The sequence below is a fragment of the Pseudomonas syringae genome, assembly GCF_023278085.1.
In the GTDB taxonomy this organism is placed as follows: Bacteria; Pseudomonadota; Gammaproteobacteria; order Pseudomonadales; family Pseudomonadaceae; genus Aquipseudomonas; species Aquipseudomonas syringae_Q.
Window position 1 is genome coordinate 1,507,238 of record NZ_CP066265.1, and the last position, 19,730, is coordinate 1,526,967.

At 60.2% G+C, this 19,730-nt stretch carries 21 protein-coding genes; 11 read left to right on the forward strand and 10 right to left on the reverse strand.

The window, feature by feature from the left end:
• Window positions 1–19 precede the first annotated feature (19 nt).
• Window positions 20–580, forward strand: a complete 561-nt coding sequence (locus I9H07_RS06860; protein WP_058391778.1) for a nitroreductase family protein — start codon at window positions 20–22, stop codon at window positions 578–580.
• Here I9H07_RS06860 and I9H07_RS06865 read toward each other — a convergent pair.
• The 5 genes from I9H07_RS06865 to I9H07_RS06885 form a co-directional block, all read right to left on the reverse strand.
• Window positions 561–1,919 carry a sensor histidine kinase gene (locus I9H07_RS06865; RefSeq protein WP_236425230.1) on the reverse strand — a complete coding sequence of 453 codons (1,359 nt, stop codon included), beginning with the start codon at window positions 1,917–1,919 and terminating at the stop codon, window positions 561–563. The genes I9H07_RS06860 and I9H07_RS06865 overlap by 20 nt on opposite strands.
• 86 nt (window positions 1,920–2,005) lie before the next feature.
• Window positions 2,006–2,485 carry a Spy/CpxP family protein refolding chaperone gene (locus I9H07_RS06870; RefSeq protein WP_024672505.1) on the reverse strand — a complete coding sequence of 160 codons (480 nt, stop codon included), beginning with the start codon at window positions 2,483–2,485 and terminating at the stop codon, window positions 2,006–2,008.
• 205 nt (window positions 2,486–2,690) lie between these two features.
• Window positions 2,691–3,368, reverse strand: a complete 678-nt coding sequence (locus I9H07_RS06875) for a response regulator transcription factor (RefSeq protein ID WP_024672504.1) — start codon at window positions 3,366–3,368, stop codon at window positions 2,691–2,693.
• Window positions 3,369–3,456: 88 nt separating this feature from the next.
• Window positions 3,457–3,756 (reverse strand): YciI family protein, encoded by a 300-nt coding sequence (locus I9H07_RS06880; RefSeq protein ID WP_236425229.1) that lies wholly within the window; start codon window positions 3,754–3,756, stop codon window positions 3,457–3,459.
• 1 nt (window position 3,757) lies between these two features.
• Complete coding sequence (locus I9H07_RS06885) at window positions 3,758–4,354, reverse strand: septation protein A (RefSeq protein ID WP_024672502.1); 597 nt, start codon at window positions 4,352–4,354, stop codon at window positions 3,758–3,760.
• Window positions 4,355–4,419: 65 nt separating this feature from the next.
• Between I9H07_RS06885 and I9H07_RS06890 the strand changes: the two genes are divergently transcribed.
• The 8 genes from I9H07_RS06890 (at window position 4,420) to arfB (ending at window position 11,455) form a co-directional block, all read left to right on the forward strand.
• Entirely contained in the window at window positions 4,420–5,283 is an 864-nt protein-coding gene (locus I9H07_RS06890; RefSeq protein WP_236425228.1) for a PHP domain-containing protein, read from the forward strand.
• A gap of 13 nt (window positions 5,284–5,296) precedes the next feature.
• Window positions 5,297–5,926, forward strand: a complete 630-nt coding sequence (locus tag I9H07_RS06895) for an L-threonylcarbamoyladenylate synthase (protein WP_024646391.1) — start codon at window positions 5,297–5,299, stop codon at window positions 5,924–5,926.
• Between the two features lie 119 nt (window positions 5,927–6,045).
• Window positions 6,046–6,744, forward strand: coding sequence for a segregation and condensation protein A (locus tag I9H07_RS06900; RefSeq protein WP_236425231.1), 699 nt, complete (start codon window positions 6,046–6,048; stop codon window positions 6,742–6,744).
• A 15-nt stretch (window positions 6,745–6,759) separates the two neighbouring features.
• Window positions 6,760–7,527: an SMC-Scp complex subunit ScpB gene (scpB, locus tag I9H07_RS06905; RefSeq protein ID WP_024672499.1), complete on the forward strand. Its 768-nt coding sequence runs from the start codon at window positions 6,760–6,762 to the stop codon at window positions 7,525–7,527.
• 201 nt (window positions 7,528–7,728) lie between these two features.
• Complete coding sequence (locus I9H07_RS06910; RefSeq protein ID WP_024673636.1) at window positions 7,729–7,920, forward strand: DUF1289 domain-containing protein; 192 nt, start codon at window positions 7,729–7,731, stop codon at window positions 7,918–7,920.
• A 184-nt stretch (window positions 7,921–8,104) separates the two neighbouring features.
• Window positions 8,105–9,331, forward strand: a complete 1,227-nt coding sequence (gene rluB / locus I9H07_RS06915; protein ID WP_058824806.1) for a 23S rRNA pseudouridine(2605) synthase RluB — start codon at window positions 8,105–8,107, stop codon at window positions 9,329–9,331.
• 269 nt (window positions 9,332–9,600) lie between these two features.
• Window positions 9,601–11,010: an amino acid permease gene (locus I9H07_RS06920; protein ID WP_024673637.1), complete on the forward strand. Its 1,410-nt coding sequence runs from the start codon at window positions 9,601–9,603 to the stop codon at window positions 11,008–11,010.
• Between the two features lie 31 nt (window positions 11,011–11,041).
• Window positions 11,042–11,455 (forward strand): alternative ribosome rescue aminoacyl-tRNA hydrolase ArfB, encoded by a 414-nt coding sequence (gene arfB / locus I9H07_RS06925; RefSeq protein ID WP_003314723.1) that lies wholly within the window; start codon window positions 11,042–11,044, stop codon window positions 11,453–11,455.
• A gap of 126 nt (window positions 11,456–11,581) precedes the next feature.
• Here arfB and I9H07_RS06930 read toward each other — a convergent pair whose 3' ends face one another.
• The 4 genes from I9H07_RS06930 to phhA form a co-directional block, all read right to left on the reverse strand.
• The gene (locus I9H07_RS06930; RefSeq protein WP_058824805.1) at window positions 11,582–12,781 is read right to left on the reverse strand and encodes an MFS transporter; all 1,200 of its coding nucleotides are present in this window, start codon (window positions 12,779–12,781) and stop codon (window positions 11,582–11,584) included.
• Window positions 12,782–12,918: 137 nt separating this feature from the next.
• Window positions 12,919–13,098 (reverse strand): hypothetical protein, encoded by a 180-nt coding sequence (locus tag I9H07_RS06935; RefSeq protein ID WP_032606646.1) that lies wholly within the window; start codon window positions 13,096–13,098, stop codon window positions 12,919–12,921.
• Between the two features lie 449 nt (window positions 13,099–13,547).
• Entirely contained in the window at window positions 13,548–13,904 is a 357-nt protein-coding gene (locus tag I9H07_RS06940; RefSeq protein WP_024675557.1) for a 4a-hydroxytetrahydrobiopterin dehydratase, read from the reverse strand.
• Between the two features lie 62 nt (window positions 13,905–13,966).
• The gene (phhA, locus tag I9H07_RS06945; RefSeq protein ID WP_236425227.1) at window positions 13,967–14,764 is read right to left on the reverse strand and encodes a phenylalanine 4-monooxygenase; all 798 of its coding nucleotides are present in this window, start codon (window positions 14,762–14,764) and stop codon (window positions 13,967–13,969) included.
• 258 nt (window positions 14,765–15,022) lie between these two features.
• On the opposite strand from phhA, the gene I9H07_RS06950 reads away from it, so the two are divergent.
• Window positions 15,023–16,588: a sigma-54-dependent transcriptional regulator gene (locus I9H07_RS06950; protein ID WP_058824803.1), complete on the forward strand. Its 1,566-nt coding sequence runs from the start codon at window positions 15,023–15,025 to the stop codon at window positions 16,586–16,588.
• Window positions 16,589–16,657: 69 nt separating this feature from the next.
• On the opposite strand, the gene I9H07_RS06955 is transcribed toward I9H07_RS06950, so the two are convergent.
• Entirely contained in the window at window positions 16,658–16,924 is a 267-nt protein-coding gene (locus I9H07_RS06955) for a DUF2790 domain-containing protein (RefSeq protein WP_024675554.1), read from the reverse strand.
• A gap of 395 nt (window positions 16,925–17,319) precedes the next feature.
• Between I9H07_RS06955 and acs the strand changes: the two genes are divergently transcribed.
• Complete coding sequence (gene acs, locus I9H07_RS06960; protein WP_024675553.1) at window positions 17,320–19,275, forward strand: acetate--CoA ligase; 1,956 nt, start codon at window positions 17,320–17,322, stop codon at window positions 19,273–19,275.
• The last annotated feature ends 455 nt before the right edge of the window (window positions 19,276–19,730 follow it).

The following is a 19,730-nucleotide window of genomic DNA, read 5'->3' on the forward strand; positions in this document are numbered from 1 at the left end:
TCTTTCAAGGAGACAGCCCATGCAGGCGCTCGACGTTTTGCTCAATCGCGTATCGGTTCCGCGACTGGTCGACCCGGCCCCGGACGCTGCACAGCGGGAAATCATGTTCGGCGCGGCGTTGCGCTCGCCCGACCATGGCCAGCTGAAGCCGTATCGTTTTCTGACCGTCGAAGGTTCTGCCCGTGAACGTATGGGCGAGTTGCTGGTCGAGGCGCTGCAACAGAGCGGGGCAGAAGTCACCCCGCAAGCGCTGGAAAAAGCCCGTCTAGGCCCGCTGCGTGCGCCGCTGGTCGTGGTGGTGATTGCCCGCCTGCAGGATCATTTCAAGGTGCCGCGCTCGGAACAGCTGATAACCGCCGGTTGCGCCGCCCACGGCGTGCTGCTGGCAGCCTATGCGCTGGGCGTGGGTGCGGTCTGGCGCACGGGGGAGTTGTCTTATACGCCGCATGTCGCCAAGGGGTTCGGGCTTGAATCCGACGAACAAGTGATTGGCTTTCTGTACCTGGGCACCCCACAGAACCCGCCACGCCAGGCCCCGAAAGTTGATGTGGCTGAGTTCGTCAGTGAGTGGCAAGGCTAGAGGGGATTACCGGCTCGAGCGGCAGATCCAGCGTGGCGACGAAGCCGCCGTCCGGGTGATTGCCCAGAATCAGGCTTCCACCATGCCGCTCTGCTGCACGCTTGGCGATCGCCAGGCCCAGGCCGTGTCCCGGAGTGCTTTGGCCGGGCGCGCGGTAAAACGGTTCGCCCAGTTGCGCCAAGTGTTCTGCGGCAACGCCCGGGCCGTGATCGCGTACGCTCAGGCGTACATGATCGCCAACCTGAACCGCCTGCAAATCGATGCTCTGCCCTGGCACATTGAAGCGCAGGGCGTTGCGCAACAGATTGTCCAGCGCGCGCTCGATCATGTCCGGCCAGCCTTGCAGTTGAAGGCCGCTATGAACCTCGACCCGAATGTTTTGCTCGGCGCCGTCCAGGTGTGTGTCGTGCTTCAGCCGGTGTAGCAGTTCGTCGAGATTCACCGGTTCGGGTCCGCCAAAATCCGCATCCAGACGCGCGAGTGCCAGAATCTCGCTGATCAGCGCTTCCAGACGGTCGCATTCGCGGCCCAGCCGTGGCCACAGTTTTTCACGCTCGGCAGGCTCCGCACGCTCGGCCAGCGCCAAGGCGATGCGCAGTCGCGCCAGCGGCGAACGCAACTCATGGGAAACGTCGCGCAATAACTGGCGCTGGCTGCCGATCAGGGTTTGCAGGCGTGCGCCCATGCGGTTGAAATCAGTGGCCAGCACGCCGAATTCGTCACGTCGATTGGCAAGCTGCCCCAGGCTGTGCTGCTGATAACTGGTTTGCCCCAGATCATGCACGGCGCCGCGCAGGCGGTTCAGCGGGCGAGTGATCGACAGCGTCACGAACAGGCTGAACAGGGTCAGCACCACCAGCGCGATACCCAGCGCGCTCAGCGGCCACATCAGACTCTGGCGGTGCCAGGCGTCGAGTTCCGGGTGCGGGACGCGATAGATGAACAGGTAGGTTTCGCCGGTCTTCGGGCTGCTGTATTCAGTGGCCAGACGCCGCCATGGGAGCTTGCGCCCCTTGTCCTCATCCTCCGCCTGGCGGGCTTCCAGCGCTGCGGCGCGTGGCGGGAAGGTTCCGCGCACCACGGGTTCGCCACTGTCACTCAGCACCTGCACGTCGATGCGGTTGCGGCGTTTGATGTCCTGCAGGAACTCCTGAGCGTTATCCGCGCCTTGTTCTTCGAAGCGTTGCGTCCATTGTTCCGGCAGCACGTTGAGCACCGGATGGCGATTGAGAATCCAGGCGTCCTGATTGAGCATGTGCCCCACGAGCACCGACAGGCCGCCAACCAGGGCAATGGCCAGCCAGAAGCTGGCCAGGATTCGCCAGAACAATGAACGCACGGGATTTCCTCGATCTCAGTAAAAAAGCCCGGCATGCGTGTGCATGCCGGGTTCTGTTCAACTCATCTGGCCGATGGGCCCGACGATTACTGCGTTTTTGCTGCTTTTGCCGCTTTCCAGGCCTTGAACTCGGCCCATTCGGCGCGACGCTCATCTTCCTTCTTCTTGATTTCGTCGAACTGCTTCTGCTGTTCAGGCTTGAGCAGTGCACGAATCTCGCTGTCGGTCTTGGAGCGCTTGGCTTCGATTTCGTCCTTCATGGCTTTCTGGTCAGCAGCTGGCATTTTCTCCAGGTAGCTTTGAGTGATCTCGCGGCGCTCGTGCATCTGCTCGCGCATCAAACGGTCGATCTGTTGACGCTGTTCACGCGTCAGATCCAGCTCACCCATCGGGCCTTTCGGGCCAGGGCCGCGATGCATGCCTGGGCCAGGGCCCCGGTCATCACGCTCGATGTGCATGCCAGGTGCATCAGCATCAGGACCACCGGCAGGTGGCGCTGGTGGAGCGGCCATGGCAATGGTGGGCAGGGCAGTTGCGAACATCAAAGCGATCAGGGTCTTGCGCATGGTGTATCTCCTTGTCTCTAGTGCGGCTCAATGCCGATGAGCCCAGTTTAGGGAGAACAAGGTCAAGCGCGGTCAGCGGTACGTAAAGCTTGTGTAAGGGTCAGGGGCAGCTGCAAGTTGTCAGCTTCAAGCTTCAAGCTTCAAGCTTCAAGCCAGAAGCGTTCTGCTTTCAACTTGTAGCTTGCAGCTTGAGGCTTGCCGCTGCTCAAAGAGCATAATAATACCCGCGGCTGCGCAGGGCGACGATGCGTGGGCGGCCATCGGCGTGCGGGCCGATCTTCTTGCGCAGGTTGCTGACGTGCATGTCCAGGCTGCGGTCGTAAAGGGTCAGTTTGCGGCCCAGGGCCAGCTGTGCCAGTTCCTGCTTGTCCAGCGGTTCGCCCGGCTGGCGCATCAGCGCTTCAAGCAAACGGCTCTCGGACACGGTGAGGGTCAGCTCCTTGTTATCGACACTGACCACACCACGCATCGGGCTGAAGGTCAGGTCACCCAGCTCAAGTTGCGTCGACGAAGCAACCGGGTGGCTGCGGCGTAGTACAGCGCGCAGGCGGGCGGTCAGTTCGCGGGGGTCGCAGGGTTTTGCCAGGTAATCGTCAGCGCCGAGTTCCAGGCCAAGGATGCGGTCCAGCGGCTCGCCACGCGCCGAGAGCATCACCACTGGCAGGTCCGGGTGCTCGGAGCGCAACTGCTTGAGCAGCTCCAGACCGCTGCCGTCGGGCAGCATCACATCCAGCACTACCGCAGAGGGCGCTGAATCAGCCAATGCCTTGCGTGCGCTGGAGCCATCGTGGCAGGCGCGTACCTGAAAACCTTCCTGGCTCAGCCAGCTGCTCAGCAGCTCGCACAGCTCTTGGTCATCATCTATCAGTAACAGCTCGCTCATGACTCACTCAATTTAGCCACTGCCAGGATGCAGCGCAGCGCTGCCTTGATCGAGCGGCAGCACGGCATGGGGGTCTGCCAGACGCGGATCAGGGCATGACTTGCTTGAACGGCTTGACCACGACATTGGCGTAAACGCCGGCTGCAACGTACGGATCGGCATCAGCCCAGGTTTTGGCGGCGTCCAGCGATTCGAACTCGGCAACCACCAGGCTGCCGGTAAAGCCGGCAGCGCCGGGATCATTACTTTCGATCGCCGGATGTGGCCCGGCCAGTACCAGACGGCCTGCATCCTTGAGTGCATTCAGGCGCTCAAGGTGTGCAGGACGAACGCTCAGGCGTTTTTCCAGCGAGTTTTCGACGTCAGTGGCGATGATTGCGTAGAGCATGTCAGTCCTCGGATTTGGTCGTGGTGGGAGCGGTATCGTGCAGGTGGCGTGACAGGTAGATCCCCTGACCGACCAGGAACAGCAGGGTCATGCCCAGGCTGCCGAAGACTTTGAAGTCGACCCAGAATTCCTGATAAGTGAACGCCACATACAGGTTGGCCGCGCCGCAGAACAGGAAGAAAATGATCCAGGCGATGTTCAGTTTCGTCCAGATAGCCGCTGGCAAGGTCAGCGCATGGCCCATGATGCGCTGGATAAGCGGGCGATCACCGATGAAATGGCTACCGGCGAAGGCCACGGCAAACAGCCAGTTGACCACCGGGGCTTTCCACTTGAGGAAGGTTTCACTGTGGAAGGCCAGGGTCAGGCTACCGAACACCAGACAGGCGATCAGCGTCAGCCATTGGCTTTTTTCCAGCTTGCGCTGTTTGATATATAGGATGCCGTAGACCACCACCGAACTGATGATCAGCATCGCCGTTGCGCTGAAAATGCCGCCGACCATGTAGGTATTGCCGAGGATGTCCACGGCACGCGGCTCGGTTTTGTAAACGATGAAAAACAGCAACAGCGGGATGAAGTCGATGAATTGTTTCACAATGGCAGCCAGAAGCAGGATGTGGCGGCATAATAACAAACATCAATGAACACGAAAGCACCACTATGAATGTTGACCTGCATTGCCACAGCACCGCTTCCGACGGGGCGCTATCGCCCACGGCGCTGATTGCCCGTGCTCATGAAAACGGCGTGCGCGTCCTTTCCCTTACCGACCACGACACCCTTGAAGGGCTTGAAGAGGCCCGTGCGGCGGCGCATTCATTGGGTATGCAGCTGGTCAACGGGGTCGAATTGTCCTGCACCTGGGGTGGCGCGACCATCCATGTGCTGGGATACGGTTTTGACACTCAGGCCCCTGCGCTTACCGACGCCATCGCCCGATTGCATGAGGGGCGCTGGCTGCGCGCCGAAGAAATCAGCCGAAAATTGGCGATCAAAGGTATGCCTGGCGCGCTGGAAGGTGCCCGGGCGATCCAGCAGGAGCTCGGCGACAGCGGCAATGCCCCGGCGCGTCCGCACTTTGCCGATTTCATGGTGCGTGCCGGTTTCGTCAAGGATCGCGCCGAAGCGTTTCGCAAATGGCTGGGCGCGGGCAAGCTGGGTGACGTCAAGCAGCACTGGCCGACCCTGGAAGACACCGTTGCGACCTTGCGTGCCTCCGGTGCGTGGGTCAGCCTCGCGCATCCTTCGCATTATGACTTTACGCGCAGTAAACGGCGTAAACTGGTCGGCGATTTCGTCCAGGCCGGTGGGCACGCCATAGAAGTGGTCAATGGCATGCAACCTGCCGATCAGGTCGGAACCCTGGCCATCCTGGCGCGTGAGTTCGGTCTGCTGGTCAGCGCCGGCAGTGACTTCCACGGGCCCGGTACCTGGGGCGAGATCGGCACTTACCGTCCGGTGCCGGAGGATCTACCGCCTTTGTGGTGCAGATTCAAACATGAACAGCCTACTGCCGCCGTCTGAACAGGAAGTTACCGTGAGTCAATTTTTCCAGGTCCATCCGGAAAACCCGCAGCCGCGCCTGATCAAACAGGCCGCGGAAATCATAAAAGCCGGCGGGCTGGTGGTGTACCCGACAGATTCGTCCTACGCACTGGGTTGCCAGATCGGCGACAAGAGCGCCATCGAGCGCATCCGCCGCCTGCGCCAGCTGGACGACAAGCATAACTTCACCCTGATGTGCTGCGACCTCTCGCAACTGGGGCTGTTTGCCAAGGTCGACACCGGCGCTTTCCGCGCGCTCAAAGCCCACACGCCCGGGCCGTATACCTTCATTCTCAACGCCACCCGCGAAGTGCCGCGTCTGGTGCTGCACCCCAAGCGCCGCACCATCGGCCTGCGGGTGCCGAGTCACCCCATCGCCCAGGCATTGCTGGAGCAACTGGGCGAGCCGTTGATGAGCGTCAGCCTGATCATGCCCGGCGACAGCGTACCGCTCAGCGATCCTTATGAAATGCGTCAGATTCTCGAGCACCATGTCGACCTGATCATCGATGGCGGGATCGGCGGCATTTCGGCGTCCACGGTCATCAACCTGTCCGAGGGCGAGCCGCAGATCGTGCGGGTCGGCTGCGGCGATCCAACCCCGTTCGGCGAACGCGCTTAATGACCGTCGTGGAGCCAGCGGACAGCCAGGCCGACGCCCAGCAGGAACTGCCGTTCGCGGTGGTCTACGGGCGCGCGGTCACGCAGATGCCGCTGGACCTGTACATCCCGCCGGATGCGCTGGAGGTTTTTCTCGAAGCCTTTGAAGGGCCGCTCGACCTGCTGCTGTACCTGATCCGCAAACAGAACATCGACATCCTCGACATCCCGGTGGCGGAGATCACCAAGCAGTACATGGGTTACGTCGAGCTGATGAAAACCGTGCGCCTGGAGCTGGCGGCCGAATATCTGGTCATGGCCGCCATGCTGGCCGAGATCAAATCGCGCATGCTGCTGCCGCGTTCGGCGGAAATCGAGGAGGAAGAGGGTGACCCTCGCGCCGAACTGATTCGCCGCTTGCAGGAGTACGAGCGTTTCAAGGCCGCAGCCGAAGGCATCGACGGCCTGAAACGGGTCGGTCGTGATGTGATCGTGCCGAAGCTCGACGCCCCTGAAGCCCGCGCACGCAAGCTGTTGCCGGACGTCAGCCTTGAAGAAATGCTGATGTCCATGGCTGAAGTGCTGCACCGTGGCGACATGTTCGAAAGCCATCAGGTCAGCCGCGAGGCGCTGTCGACCCGCGAGCGCATGAGCGATGTGCTGGAGCGCCTCAAGGGTGGCGGTTTCGTACCGTTTGCCGAGCTGTTCACCGCAGAAGAAGGGCGTCTGGGCGTGGTCGTGACATTCATGGCGGTGCTTGAGCTGGTCAAGGAATCCCTTGTCGAGCTGGTCCAAAACGAGCCCTTTGCGGCGATCCATGTCCGGGCGCGAGCCGAGTAGAGCTAGAACACACCCATGAACCTCAACGAACCCCGCGAACTGGCCCCGTTGCTCGAAGCATTTCTGCTGGCCTCCGGAAAGCCGCAGACGCTGGAACGGCTTTACGAGCTGTTCGAAGAGGGCGAGCGTCCCGAGCCGCCAGTGTTCAAGAAGGCGCTGGAGGTGCTGCGCAAGTCTTGTGACGGCCGCGCGTTCGAACTCAAGGAAGTGGCGTCGGGTTATCGCCTGCAGATCCGCGACCGGTTTTCACCGTGGGTAGGCCGGCTGTGGGAAGAGCGGCCGCAGCGCTACTCCCGCGCCATGCTGGAAACCCTGGCGTTGATCGCCTATCGCCAGCCGATCACGCGTGGCGAGATCGAAGACGTGCGCGGCGTTGCGGTGAACAGCCACATCGTCAAGACGCTGCTGGAGCGCGAGTGGATTCGCGTGGTGGGCTACCGTGACGTACCGGGCAAACCGGCCATGTTCGCGACCACCAAAGGCTTTCTCGATCACTTCAACCTCAAGAGCCTGGATGAGCTACCGCCGCTGGCCGACCTGCGCGAGATGGAAACCGAGCCGGTCATGGACTTCGAAGAGGCCCCGGTGCCCGCGCACTTGCAAGCCCTGGCCGACGCCAGCCTGGACCCGGACGCAGAGCCCGAAGCCCCTCGCGACGAAACCAGCTTTCGCAGCCTGCTGGTGGAACTGGACTCGATGGAGCAGGGCCTCAAGACTGACTTCGACGACCTGCTGCGTGACGAGCCGGAGGCTGAAGACAGCAAAGGCGACGATGAAATCTGATTGATTATCGCTCCCACGCTCTGCGTGGTAGCGCTTTTCTGGACGCTCTGCGTCCTCTTGACGACGCGGAGCGTCGAGAACTGCATTCCCACGCTGGAGCGTGCGGAACGATATCCTCTGCAATGCTCCGTGCACTTCGGTCGAATTCATACGTCAGCTCAGGGTCACATCTGATACCACTCGCCATGAGATTCGCTGCCCATGAGTTCGACCAAGAACCCCTGCATCAGCCTTTGCAAATTCGATGATGACATTTGCCTGGGGTGTGGCCGCAGCAAGCGGGAAATCAAGGCCTGGAAGAAGCTGGAGAAGGACGACAAGCGCACGGTGCTTGAAGAGTCGGCCAAGCGGCTGGCGAAGCTCAAGACCGCCGGTCGCAAAAAGAAGAAGTGATTCTGGCGATTACCCTTGGCGCTGGATGCTTAATCCGCCGCAGAGGCGTATGATGGCCGACCCTCGGCGATCAGTGATCGCCCGGGCTTTCAAGTATTTCGCCTTGCCGCTATCCACCGCGCGCCGGGCACAGGTCTTGCCGGTTCTCGGTCAGCCCTGATTCGACACACCGGGAGGTGCCCAGATGAGTGAAAAAGACAAGCAGGACAGCCAGGAAATCGGACCCGCAGGCGAAAAGCTGCAGAAGGTTCTGGCGCGCATTGGTGTGGGTTCACGCCGTGACGTAGAAGCCTGGATTACCCAAGGCCGTATCAAGGTCAACGGTAAAGACGCGACCCTTGGTCAACGCGTCGACCTGCATGACGCCATCAGTGTCGATGGTCGCGTCATCAAGCGCGAAGAAGCGGCCGAAACGGTCCGTCGCGTCATCATGTACAACAAGCCCGATGGCGAAATCTGCACCCGTGACGACCCAGAAGGCCGTCCGACCGTGTTCGATCGTCTGCCGCGCCCTAAAGAAGGCCGCTGGATCAACATCGGTCGTCTCGACATCAACACCACCGGGCTGCTGATGTTCACCACTGACGGTGAACTCGCCAACCGTTTGATGCACCCGTCGTTTGAAATGGACCGTGAATACGCGGTTCGGGTGCGTGGCGAAGTCGATGACGACATGCTGCTGCGCCTCAAGAACGGCGTGATCCTCGAAGACGGTCCGGCACGTTTTACCGACATCAAGCAGGCTCCGGGCGGCGAAGGCTTCAACCACTGGTATCACTGCGTGGTGATGGAAGGCCGTAACCGCGAAGTGCGTCGTCTCTGGGAATCCCAGGGGCTGGTGGTCAGCCGCCTGAAGCGCGTGCGTTACGGGCCGGTTTTCCTCAACTCCGATTTGCCGATGGGCCGCTGGCGCGAAATGAGCCAGTACGAAGTCGACATTCTGTCTGCCGAAGTCGGTCTGCAACCTGTGGCCCAGCCGCAGATGAATGCCAAGACCAAGGACAAGATGGAGCGTCTGCAGCGTCAATCGTCGCGTCCGCTGGGCAAGGGCGAGCGCGTTGTTCGTACCGTGCGTCCTGCCGCTGGCGCCCCGACCGGCGACCGCGCACCGCGTCAGCCGCAGATCACCGGCAGCGAGCGTGATCGTCCGCGTGGCGGCGATTCGACTCAGCGCCCTGCGCCGCGCAAGGATTCGGGCAAGCCCGGTTCGCGTGCGCCGCGCCCGGCCGACAACAGTCGTGGCACACCGGTCGCCGAGCGCCCGAGCGACATGAACAAGCGTCCGGCCAAGCCGGGCCCGAAGCGTGTCGGCATCAAGCTGGTCAATGATGACGCGCCGTCAGGCAAGCGCCGCGGTCCACCGGCCGGTTCGGGTCAGCGCCCTGGCTTCGGTCGTCGCAAGCCTGAGTGATTGCATGATGTGAATGTACGGCAACGCCAGCCCTCAGGGCTGGCGTTGCTGTTTCTGGCGATCTGAAAAGCGCTGTCACACAGCCGTGCGTATCCACCTCTCTGTTTTGAACCTCAACCTGGATGCAGGTGTACAATGCTGCGCTTTTTTCTGTGAATCATTGTTGTTCGACACCCCGGCCAACCGCCTCGGGTGCTGCATTTCTGTTGGGCCACGAGCGCAGCAGGTTTTATTCCGTCACAGAACAAGAACCACCAGGTGGCTATTGAATGAGTGAAACAACCTCACCTTCGGGCGAATTGAAACGCGGCCTGAAGAATCGACACATCCAGCTGATTGCCCTGGGCGGCGCCATTGGCACTGGCCTGTTTCTCGGCTCGGCGGGCGTGCTGAAATCCGCCGGGCCGTCGATGATCCTCGGCTACGCCATCTGCGGCTTCATCGCCTTCATGATCATGCGCCAGCTCGGCGAGATGATCGTCGAAGAACCGGTGGCCGGCTCGTTCAGCCATTTCGCCCACAATTACTGGGGTGGTTTCGCCGGGTTTCTGTCGGGCTGGAACTGCTGGCTGCTGTATATCCTGGTGGGCATGTCGGAGCTGACCGCAGTCGGCAAATACATCCATTACTGGTTGCCTGACATCCCGAGCTGGGTGTCGGCGGCGACTTTCTTCGTGCTGATCAATGCCATCAACCTGACCAACGTCAAGGTGTTCGGCGAGACCGAGTTCTGGTTCGCCATCATCAAGGTGGTGGCGATCATCGGCATGATCGCGCTGGGCAGCTACATGCTGGTCAGCGGCAGCGGCGGCCCGCAGGCGTCGGTCAGCAACCTGTGGGAGCATGGCGGGTTCTTTCCCAATGGGGTCAGCGGGCTGGTGATGGCGCTGGCGATCATCATGTTTTCGTTCGGCGGGCTGGAAATGCTCGGCTTTACTGCTGCGGAAGCCGAACAGCCGAAAACCGTGATTCCCAAGGCAATCAATCAGGTCATCTACCGCATCCTGATTTTCTACATCGGCGCGCTGGTGGTGCTGTTGTCGCTGACACCGTGGGACAGCCTGCTGGCCAGCCTCAATGCGTCAGGTGACTCCTACAGTGGTAGCCCGTTCGTGCAAGTGTTCTCGATGCTCGGCAGTGATGCGGCGGCGCACATCCTCAACTTCGTGGTGCTGACGGCGGCGCTGTCGGTCTATAACAGCGGCACCTATTGCAACAGCCGGATGCTGGTGGGCATGGCTGAGCAGGGCGATGCACCCAAGGCGCTGGCCCAGGTCGACAAACGCGGTGTGCCGGTCAAGGCGATCTTCGCCTCTGCTGCCGTGACCCTGGTGGCGGTGCTGCTCAACTACTTCGTGCCGCAGCAGGCGCTGGAGCTGCTGATGTCGCTGGTGGTCGCCACGCTGGTGATCAACTGGGCGATGATCAGTTATTCGCACCTGAAATTCCGCCAGCACATGAACCGCACCGGGCAGGTGCCGCTGTTCAAGGCGCTGTGGTATCCGTATGGCAATTATGTGTGCCTGGCATTCGTGGTGTTCATCCTCGGTATCATGCTGATGATCCCCGGCATTCAGATCTCGGTGTATGCGATCCCGGTATGGCTGGCGGTGATGTGGGTCTGTTATCGAGCCAAAAACAGGCGTAGCGTTGTCGTGAATGCCGAGTCCGGCACCTAGACGTGGCTGTTCCAGAAAAGAAGATGCCTTGATGCTGGTGATTTCCAACAATGTCCATCTGCCGGACGCCGAGATCGAGTTGACCGCCATTCGTGCCCAGGGCGCGGGTGGGCAGAACGTCAACAAGGTCTCCAGCGCGGTGCATCTGCGGTTTGACATCAACGCTTCATCGCTGCCGCCGTTCTACAAGGAGCGGCTGCTGGCGCTGAGCGATAGCCGGATTACCAGCGATGGCGTGATTGTGCTCAAGGCCCAGCAATACCGCACTCAGGAGCAGAATCGCGCCGATGCGCTGCTGCGCCTGAGCGAGCTGATCGTCAATGCCGCCAAGGTCGAAAAGAAACGCCGCCCGACCCGCCCGACATTGGGCTCCAAGACCCGTCGGCTGGAGTCCAAGAGCAAACGTGGCTCGATCAAGGCCGGGCGTGGCAAAGTGGATTTCTGAATACAACTGAACCCTCAAGATCGGACGCAGAGCGTCCAGAACCGCATGCCGACGCGCAGCGTCGCACGATAGTCGAGATGATCGTTCCTCACGCTCCAGCGTGGGAATGATGACCGGAACCGATCATTACTGGCGCAACGCCTGCGCCTGTTTGTACAGATAAACGCTCAACCCCAGCCCGGTGAGTGACGCCAGCGCCGCAAACAGAAAGATCGAGACAAAGCCGAACCCTGCGGCAATCGCGCCTGCCAAGGGGCCGGTGATGCCCAGTGACAGGTCGATGAACAGTGAGTACGCGCCTACCGCCGCGCCGCGACTGGAGGCCGGGACCAGGTTCACGGCTTCCACGCCCAGTGCCGGGAACACCAGCGAGAAGCCGAAGCCGGTCAGTGCCGCACCGGCCAGTGCCAGGCCTGGCGTCGGCGCCATCCACAGCAGTAGCAGCCCCAGTGTTTCTACCGACAGGCAGACAATCGCCACCCGAAAGCCGCCCAGGCGGTTGATCAGATTGCCGAACAGCAAGCGTGCAGCGATGAAACTGCCACCAAACAGCGTCAGGCACAGTGCAGCATTCGGCCAGTGGTTGCTGGCGTAATACAGCGTAATAAACGTCGCGATGGTGCCGAAACCGATACCGCCCAGCGCCAGCCCCATGCCATGCGGAAAGACCCGCCCCAGTACATGCATGAACGGCAGCCGTTCGCCGTGGACGATCGGCGCGGCTTCCTTGTGCCACGTCAGGTAAAGCCCCAGCGCGCACAGCAGCATGATGCTCACGCCTACCGTCCACAGGCCGAGTGAATCAACCATCCACACGCCCAGTGGCGCGCCGATGGCCAAGGCACCATAACTGGCGATGCCGTTCCAGGAAATCACCTTGGCGGTGTTCTGCGCACCGACCCTGCCGATGCCCCAGCCAATCGAACCCGAGCCAACCAGGCTTTCCGCGCTGCCGAGAATGACCCGGCCGATCAACAGAATCACCAGGCTCGCCATAGGCCAGCTGTCCAGCCAGATCGGCACCAGCATGAACACGCCGCTCAGTCCGCAACCGGCCAGGCCGATCTGTACCGCTTTCTTGCTGCCCAGGTTGTCGATGATACGGCTCGCCCATGGCCGACTGATCAGCGTCGCCAGGTATTGCACGCTGATGACCAGCCCGGCGATCACTGCGCCAAAGCCCAGATCGCTGTGGACATAGCCGGGCAGAACGGCAAGCGGGATACCGATGTTCAGATAACCGATGAAGGTAAACATCACGATGGAAACGACGGTCAGGGTGACGGCCGACGGGCTTTGCGGTGTGGTGTGCTGTGTCTCGGGCATGGGGCAGGCTTTCGTTCTGTACAGGCTGGCTTTCGAGCGGGCAGGGGAAAACCCTTAGCAAGCTCTCGAAGTGCTCATCATACCGACGCATCGAGCGATGCAGGTGCAACAGATTGAAATAAACGGTGAATGACGGATTATTTGTTCGTGGGTGCCACGAGCTGTGTGGTCACGAGTGCCGCCAGTGCGTTTTCCTGGGTTCCGAAACGTGCGAGCAGGGCGCTCTGTTTTTCCGGGCTGAGGCGTGACCAGATCTCGATCATTTTTTCGGCCGTGCCAATCAAGGCGCTGGCCTGGGTTTCGGTGAAGTCAGTCATGAATCTGCGGTCTGCCTGTTGCTGGTGTTCCAGGCGTATTGAAAATCGGCAAACCCGTTTTTCGATACGCCTGAAAACAATCGCCTTCAGTCTTTGCTGCCGGCTTTCTGGCTGTCTTGAGCCGAAGGTGCTGCCTTTATTGCTACAGCTTGACCCAGTTCTTGTTGAGCCAGGGTCGACTGTTGTGGTTCCTGTTGGCCTGGTGGGAAGTTTGGAATTTCATGCATCGTCATCGCTCCTCGCAAGGTGTTGCAGATAGAACCGTGCTTTAAAAAGCAGGGGCAGGATAACCCACTGAAAATGACAATCAGGATATTTTTTTATACTGATTGCTGCAGTTGCGAAACAAAATCGCCTTTTCACTGTCCCGGCTCTCACCTTGCGAGGTGCTGTGCAGCTTGATTTTACTGGGCTGGACCGCGAGCGCGCGGTCTGTGGGCATCAGCCATTTATTTTCGGCCTTCTGCTTTTTTGGCCACTTCATCAGTGCGTGCCGCCATGATGAAGTCGTTGCGATGCAGCCCCTTGATCGAATGGCTCCACCAGGTAACGGTCACTTTGCCCCATTCGGTGAGCAGACCTGGATGATGGCCTTCGGCTTCGGCGATCTCTCCGACGGCGTTGGTGAACGCCAGTGCAAACTTGAAGTTCTTGAACAGAAACACTTTCTCCAGCTGCATCACGCTGTCGCGTACTTCGATGTTCCAGTCAGGGATCTGTTTGAGCAACTCCGGCAGCTCGGCGTCGCTGACCTGCGGGGCGTCGGCGCTGCAGGCTTCGCAGTTGGCTTGATTCAGAGTAGTCATAAACACAGGTTCCTTTTCAGTACGAGGCTGAGTGCCCGGCGCGGTCTGGACGTCTGGCGCATTCAGGCCGCGTGGCTTTTGGTTTTAGGGGGAAATCTGGGGGCATGCAAACCCAGCTGCATCCCTTGTTCGACCAGCGCCATGATGTCCTCTTGGGCCAGATCGAACAAACGCTTGAGATTGGGCAGGACAAAATACACCGGTTGCAGAATATCGATCCGGTAGGGCGTGCGCATTGCCTCAAGGGGATCGAAGGGCTGGTGCTCCGGCGCTGAAGACAGGCTGTAGACAGCCTCTTTGGGTGAAGAAAGGATGCCGCCGCCGTAGATGCGTCGCCCTTGGGGCGTATCGACCAGACCAAATTCGATGGTCATCCAGTACAGCCGTGCCAGGTACACACGCTGCTCTTTGGATGCGCTCAGCCCGAGCTTGCCATACGTTTGGGTAAATTCGGCAAACCAGGGGTTGGTCAGCAGCGGGCAGTGGCCGAAGATTTCGTGAAAAATATCCGGCTCCTGCAAGTAATCCAGCTCTTCTTCAGTGCGAATAAACGTTGCCACCGGAAAGCGCTTGCTGGCCAGCAGTTCAAAGAACGTCTGAAAAGGAATCAGCGCAGGTACTCGCTCGACCTGCCAGCCGGTGGTCGCGCCCAACACTGCATTGATTTCGCCCAGTTGCGGAATGCGATCAAGGGGCAGGCCCAGTTGCTCGATGCCGTCCAGGTATTCCTGGCAGGCGCGGCCCTCGATGATCTTCATCTGCCGGGTGATCAGCGTGTTCCAGACCGCATGCTCGGCGGCAGGGTAATCAATGAAGCCCGAGGCGTCCGGCTCGCGTGCCACGTAGTGCGTCTGGGCCATGCTGATGTCCTCGAATAAGGGTGCTGTTTTTGTAAGGCCTGGACTCAGAAATAGCTCACTTTGGGCGGTGCGTCAGTGTCCCAGCCCCTGTACATGACCCCATTCCTGCCGAAATACGTAACGAAAACTTTACGAGTACCTCCTCAGCCCCTTGAATCGTGGCTCCGCTAAGGCCTGATTGCGCTGTGCTGTAACGTATTGTTGACGATAGACTTCAGTGCCTTACAAAAAAACAGCGCTTACAGGAGCGGGCCACCCATGCGCATCAAGGTGCATTGTCAAAACCGGATCGGCATCCTCCGCGACATTCTCGATCTGCTGGTCGCCTATGGCGTCAACGTGGCTCGCGGTGAAGTGGGCGGCGAACATGGCGATGCCATCTATTTGCACTGTCCGAACCTGATCAACCTGCAGTTTCAGGCGTTGCGCCCGAAGTTCGAAGCGATCACCGGCGTGTTCGGCGTCAAGCGCGTCGGGCTGATGCCCAGCGAGCGGCGGCACATGGAGTTGAATGCCTTGCTGGGCGCGCTGGAGTTTCCGGTGCTGTCCATCGACATGGCCGGCGCCATCGTGGCGGCCAACCGGGCCGCGGCGCAATTGCTGGGGGTGCGGGTTGATGAGGTGCCGGGGATCCCGTTGTCGCGTTATGCCGAGGATTTCGACCTGCCCGAGCTGGTGCGCGCCAGCAAGTCGCGTATCAATGGCCTGCGGGTCAAAGTGCGCGGCGATGTGTTTCTGGCCGACATCGCGCCGCTGCAATCCGAACACGATGACAGCGAAGCCATGGCCGGTGCGGTGTTGACCCTGCACCGCGCCGATCGGGTCGGCGAGCGTATCTATCATGTGCGCAAGCAGGAGTTGCGTGGCTTTGACAGCATCTTCCAGAGCTCCAGAGTCATGGCTGCAGTGGTTCGCGAGGCGCGGCGCATGGCACCGCTGGACGCGCCGTTACTGATCGAAGGCGAAACCGGCACCGGCAAGGAGCTGTTGGCCCGCGCCTGCCACCTCGCCAGCCCGCGGGGTCAGTCACCGCTGATGGCGCTCAACTGCGCCGGGCTGTCGGAGTCCATGGCCGAGATCGAGTTGTTCGGTTACGACCCCGGTGCTTTCGAGGGCGCGCGCCTGGAAGGCCGACTCGGGCTGCTGGAACTCACCGCAGGCGGCACGCTGTTTCTGGACGGCGTGGGTGAGCTGAGTGCGCGTATGCAGGCCAAGCTGCTGCGCTTTATTCAGGACGGCAGCTTTCGCCGGGTGGGCAGCGACGAAGATATGTTTCTCGATGTGCGCGTGGTGTGTTCGACCCAGGTCGATCTGTCAGAGCTGTGCGCGAGAGGCGAGTTCAGACAGGATTTGTACCATCGGCTCAACGTGCTGTCTTTGCACATACCGCCGTTGCGCGACTGTCTGGATGGCCTGGAGCCGCTGGTGGAACATTTCCTCGATCACGCCAGCCGCCAGATCGGTTGCCCGCTGCCCGGTATAGCGCCTGCAGCCATCAAGCGCCTGAGTCATTACCACTGGCCCGGCAACATTCGGCAACTGGAAAACGTATTGTTTCAGGCCGTGTCACTGTGCGAGGGCGGCAAGGTGCAGGCCGAGCATATCCGGCTGCCGGATTACGGTGTGCGTTCAGGCTTGACCGATGTTTCTCTGGATGGCGATCTCGACGCTATTGTCGGGCGCTTTGAACGGTCGGTGCTGGAGCAGTTATATGCACAGCATCCCAGCAGTCGCCAGTTGGCAAAACGCCTGGGCGTTTCTCATACAACGATTGCCAATAAATTGCGCGACCATCAAATAAGCAAGGAAGCCAAAAACGAATGAGCAATCTTTCAATGCGCCTCGCCGTTTAATCTGCGAGGCGTCGTGCATGCATTACAACGGTACCGACACTCAGCCGTTGCTGCAGCCGTTGCCCATCACCTGATAACTCATGATGTGCCGCGCGCCTTGCGAATCTTCATAGACCATGCGTGCCGGCACCACTTCGCAAACGCTGGGGATCTGGCTGATGGAGATCACCCGGGCGATGTCGAGGTGCGTGCCGTAGGTGTACTGCTCGACACGGGCCTGTTGAGCGGCCACTTTGGTCTGCGATTCTTCGGCCATGGCGAAGCTGCTGATACCGCACAGTGCCACTACTGCTAATAAAGCTTTCATTGCGTTTTTACCTTTTCGAAAGTGAGCGCGGTCGCATCACGTTTTTGACGTCATGTGCGAAGGCTGTTTGATGCGTTTCTTTATCAGGAACAACACTGCGTGGGGGCAGCTGATGTTTGCCTTGTTGGCGGAACGAATTCTATGCCTGTTGCCAGACCACATATATAAAGGCTTTGGATAAGCGCTTTCGTCAAAACGGTAATAATCTGAAGGGCAGCTGCAAGTTTCAAGCTTCAAGCTGCAAGCTTTCTGGCTTCATGCTTGCAGCTTGCAGCTTGCAGCTTGCAGCTTGCAGCTCCGGCCCCGCCCGGTAATACCAACGTCGAATGGTTCCTCCGGGGGTGGCGGGATACAACGTGTGCATAAAACAACAACTATCCACCGAGGTAACCAAGATGAGTGCAGCTTCCCTGTACCCCGTCCGCCCAGAAGTCGCAGCGACTACGCTGACGGATGAGGCGACCTACAAGGCCATGTACCAGCAGTCGGTGGTCAACCCGGATGGTTTCTGGCGTGAACAGGCTCAGCGACTCGACTGGATCAAGCCCTTCAGCGTCGTCAAGCAGACCTCGTTCGACGATCACCGTGTCGATATCAAATGGTTTGCCGATGGCACGCTGAACGTTGCCTACAATTGCCTGGATCGCCATCTGGCCGAACGCGGCGAGAGCATCGCCATCATCTGGGAAGGCGACGATCCTTCCGAACATCGCGAAATCACCTACCGCGAGCTGCATGAAGAAGTCTGCAAGTTCGCCAATGCCCTGCGCGGTCAGGACGTTCACCGTGGCGATGTGGTGACCATCTACATGCCAATGATCCCCGAGGCTGTAGTCGCCATGCTGGCGTGCGCCCGGATCGGTGCCATTCACTCGGTGGTGTTCGGTGGCTTCTCGCCGGAAGCCCTGGCTGGCCGCATCATCGATTGCAGCTCCAAAGTCGTCATCACCGCCGACGAGGGCCTGCGCGGCGGCAAGAAGACCGCGCTCAAGGCCAACGTCGACCGCGCCCTGACCAACCCGGAAACCAGCAGCGTACAGAAGGTCATTGTCTGCAAGCGCACGGGTGGCGAGATCGAGTGGAACCGTCACCGTGACATCTGGTATCACTCCTTGCTTGAAGTGGCTTCCAGCACCTGTGCGCCAAAGGAAATGGGCGCTGAAGAATCGCTGTTCATCCTCTACACCTCGGGCTCGACCGGTAAACCCAAAGGCGTGCTGCACACCACGGCGGGCTACCTGCTGTACGCCGCGCTGACCCACGAACGCGTGTTCGACTACAAGCCAGGCGAAATCTACTGGTGCACCGCTGACGTCGGCTGGGTCACCGGGCACAGTTACATCGTCTACGGCCCGCTGGCCAACGGTGCGACCACGCTGCTGTTCGAAGGCGTGCCGAACTACCCGGACATCACTCGTGTGTCGAAAATCATCGACAAGCACAAGGTCAACATCCTCTACACCGCACCCACCGCGATTCGCGCCATGATGGCCGAGGGCACCAAATCCGTTGAAGGCGCAGACGGTTCCAGCCTGCGCCTGCTGGGTTCGGTGGGTGAGCCGATCAACCCGGAAGCCTGGGGTTGGTACTACAACACCGTCGGCAAACAGAACTGCCCGATTGTCGATACCTGGTGGCAGACCGAAACCGGCGGCATCCTGATCAGCCCGCTGCCCGGTGCCACGGCGCTGAAACCGGGTTCGGCTACCCGACCGTTCTTCGGCGTCATCCCGGCGCTGGTCGATAACCTGGGCAACCTGATCGAAGGCGCGGCCGAGGGCAATCTGGTGATTCTCGACTCCTGGCCGGGTCAGTCGCGCACGTTGTACGGTGACCACGACCGTTTCGTCGACACCTACTTCAAGACCTTTCGCGGCATGTATTTCACCGGTGACGGCGCGCGTCGCGACGAAGATGGCTACTACTGGATCACCGGGCGTGTGGACGACGTGCTCAACGTCTCGGGCCACCGCATGGGCACGGCCGAGATCGAAAGTGCGATGGTGGCGCACCCGAAAGTCGCTGAAGCGGCAGTGGTCGGGGTACCGCATGATCTGAAAGGGCAAGGCATCTACGTTTACGTCACGCTCAATGCGGGCGAAGAGCCGAGCGATGCCCTGCGCACCGAACTGCGCAACTGGGTGCGCAAGGAAATCGGCCCGATTGCCTCGCCGGACTTCATCCAGTGGGCGCCCGGCCTGCCGAAGACCCGTTCGGGCAAGATCATGCGTCGTATCCTGCGCAAGATCGCTACGTCGGAATACGATGCGCTGGGCGACATCTCCACCCTGGCCGATCCAGGGGTGGTGCAGCATCTGATCGAAACCCACAAAACCATGAACGCTGCCTGATCGCTCAGCGTTGATAGCGCCCCGTTCGGTGAAAGCCGGGCGGGGCGTTTTTGTTTTCGGGCCCGGCGCTGGCAGGGGAAACGAGATATATATCGGTTTGTTACGGGTTTACACGATGTTGAGTAGCCGTGCGTCATTGTAGGACGCGTTCCTCGATTTCTGCGTGGAAACGCGCCGAATGGGCGTGATTTTTCGTGAGATGAAAGGCTGGGCTTGCCGGATTAGAAGGGTTTGCCAATAATGGGCGCGTTTTTTGCTGTATCGACAGGTTGTATCGTCACTCAAGGATCAGGTGAAACCTTTACCGTCAATAGGGTAAAGTGGCTTTTCCAGTGGTTCTGTAACTAGTTGTCGCATTGAAGAAATATCGACTTCGAGCCTGTCGTTAAAATGCCCCTCATTCGCCGAGGGCCTGCGGACCGGTAATCCGGTGTCCCACGTCTGGCGTCGCTCTC

Excerpts from the sequence above, each read along its gene's own strand:
- I9H07_RS06860 (WP_058391778.1), top strand. The coding sequence starts at position 20 with ATGCAGGCGCTCGACGTTTTGCTCAATCGCGTATCGGTTCCGCGACTG.
- I9H07_RS06870 (WP_024672505.1), bottom strand. The coding sequence starts at position 2,485 with ATGCGCAAGACCCTGATCGCTTTGATGTTCGCAACTGCCCTGCCCACC.
- I9H07_RS06875 (WP_024672504.1), bottom strand. The coding sequence starts at position 3,368 with ATGAGCGAGCTGTTACTGATAGATGATGACCAAGAGCTGTGCGAGCTG.
- I9H07_RS06880 (WP_236425229.1), bottom strand. The coding sequence starts at position 3,756 with ATGCTCTACGCAATCATCGCCACTGACGTCGAAAACTCGCTGGAAAAA.
- I9H07_RS06890 (WP_236425228.1), top strand. The coding sequence starts at position 4,420 with ATGAATGTTGACCTGCATTGCCACAGCACCGCTTCCGACGGGGCGCTA.
- scpB (WP_024672499.1), top strand. The coding sequence starts at position 6,760 with ATGAACCTCAACGAACCCCGCGAACTGGCCCCGTTGCTCGAAGCATTT.
- I9H07_RS06910 (WP_024673636.1), top strand. The coding sequence starts at position 7,729 with ATGAGTTCGACCAAGAACCCCTGCATCAGCCTTTGCAAATTCGATGAT.
- rluB (WP_058824806.1), top strand. The coding sequence starts at position 8,105 with ATGAGTGAAAAAGACAAGCAGGACAGCCAGGAAATCGGACCCGCAGGC.
- I9H07_RS06920 (WP_024673637.1), top strand. The coding sequence starts at position 9,601 with ATGAGTGAAACAACCTCACCTTCGGGCGAATTGAAACGCGGCCTGAAG.
- arfB (WP_003314723.1), top strand. The coding sequence starts at position 11,042 with ATGCTGGTGATTTCCAACAATGTCCATCTGCCGGACGCCGAGATCGAG.
- I9H07_RS06930 (WP_058824805.1), bottom strand. The coding sequence starts at position 12,781 with ATGCCCGAGACACAGCACACCACACCGCAAAGCCCGTCGGCCGTCACC.
- I9H07_RS06935 (WP_032606646.1), bottom strand. The coding sequence starts at position 13,098 with ATGACTGACTTCACCGAAACCCAGGCCAGCGCCTTGATTGGCACGGCC.
- I9H07_RS06940 (WP_024675557.1), bottom strand. The coding sequence starts at position 13,904 with ATGACTACTCTGAATCAAGCCAACTGCGAAGCCTGCAGCGCCGACGCC.
- phhA (WP_236425227.1), bottom strand. The coding sequence starts at position 14,764 with ATGGCCCAGACGCACTACGTGGCACGCGAGCCGGACGCCTCGGGCTTC.
- I9H07_RS06950 (WP_058824803.1), top strand. The coding sequence starts at position 15,023 with ATGCGCATCAAGGTGCATTGTCAAAACCGGATCGGCATCCTCCGCGAC.
- I9H07_RS06955 (WP_024675554.1), bottom strand. The coding sequence starts at position 16,924 with ATGAAAGCTTTATTAGCAGTAGTGGCACTGTGCGGTATCAGCAGCTTC.
- acs (WP_024675553.1), top strand. The coding sequence starts at position 17,320 with ATGAGTGCAGCTTCCCTGTACCCCGTCCGCCCAGAAGTCGCAGCGACT.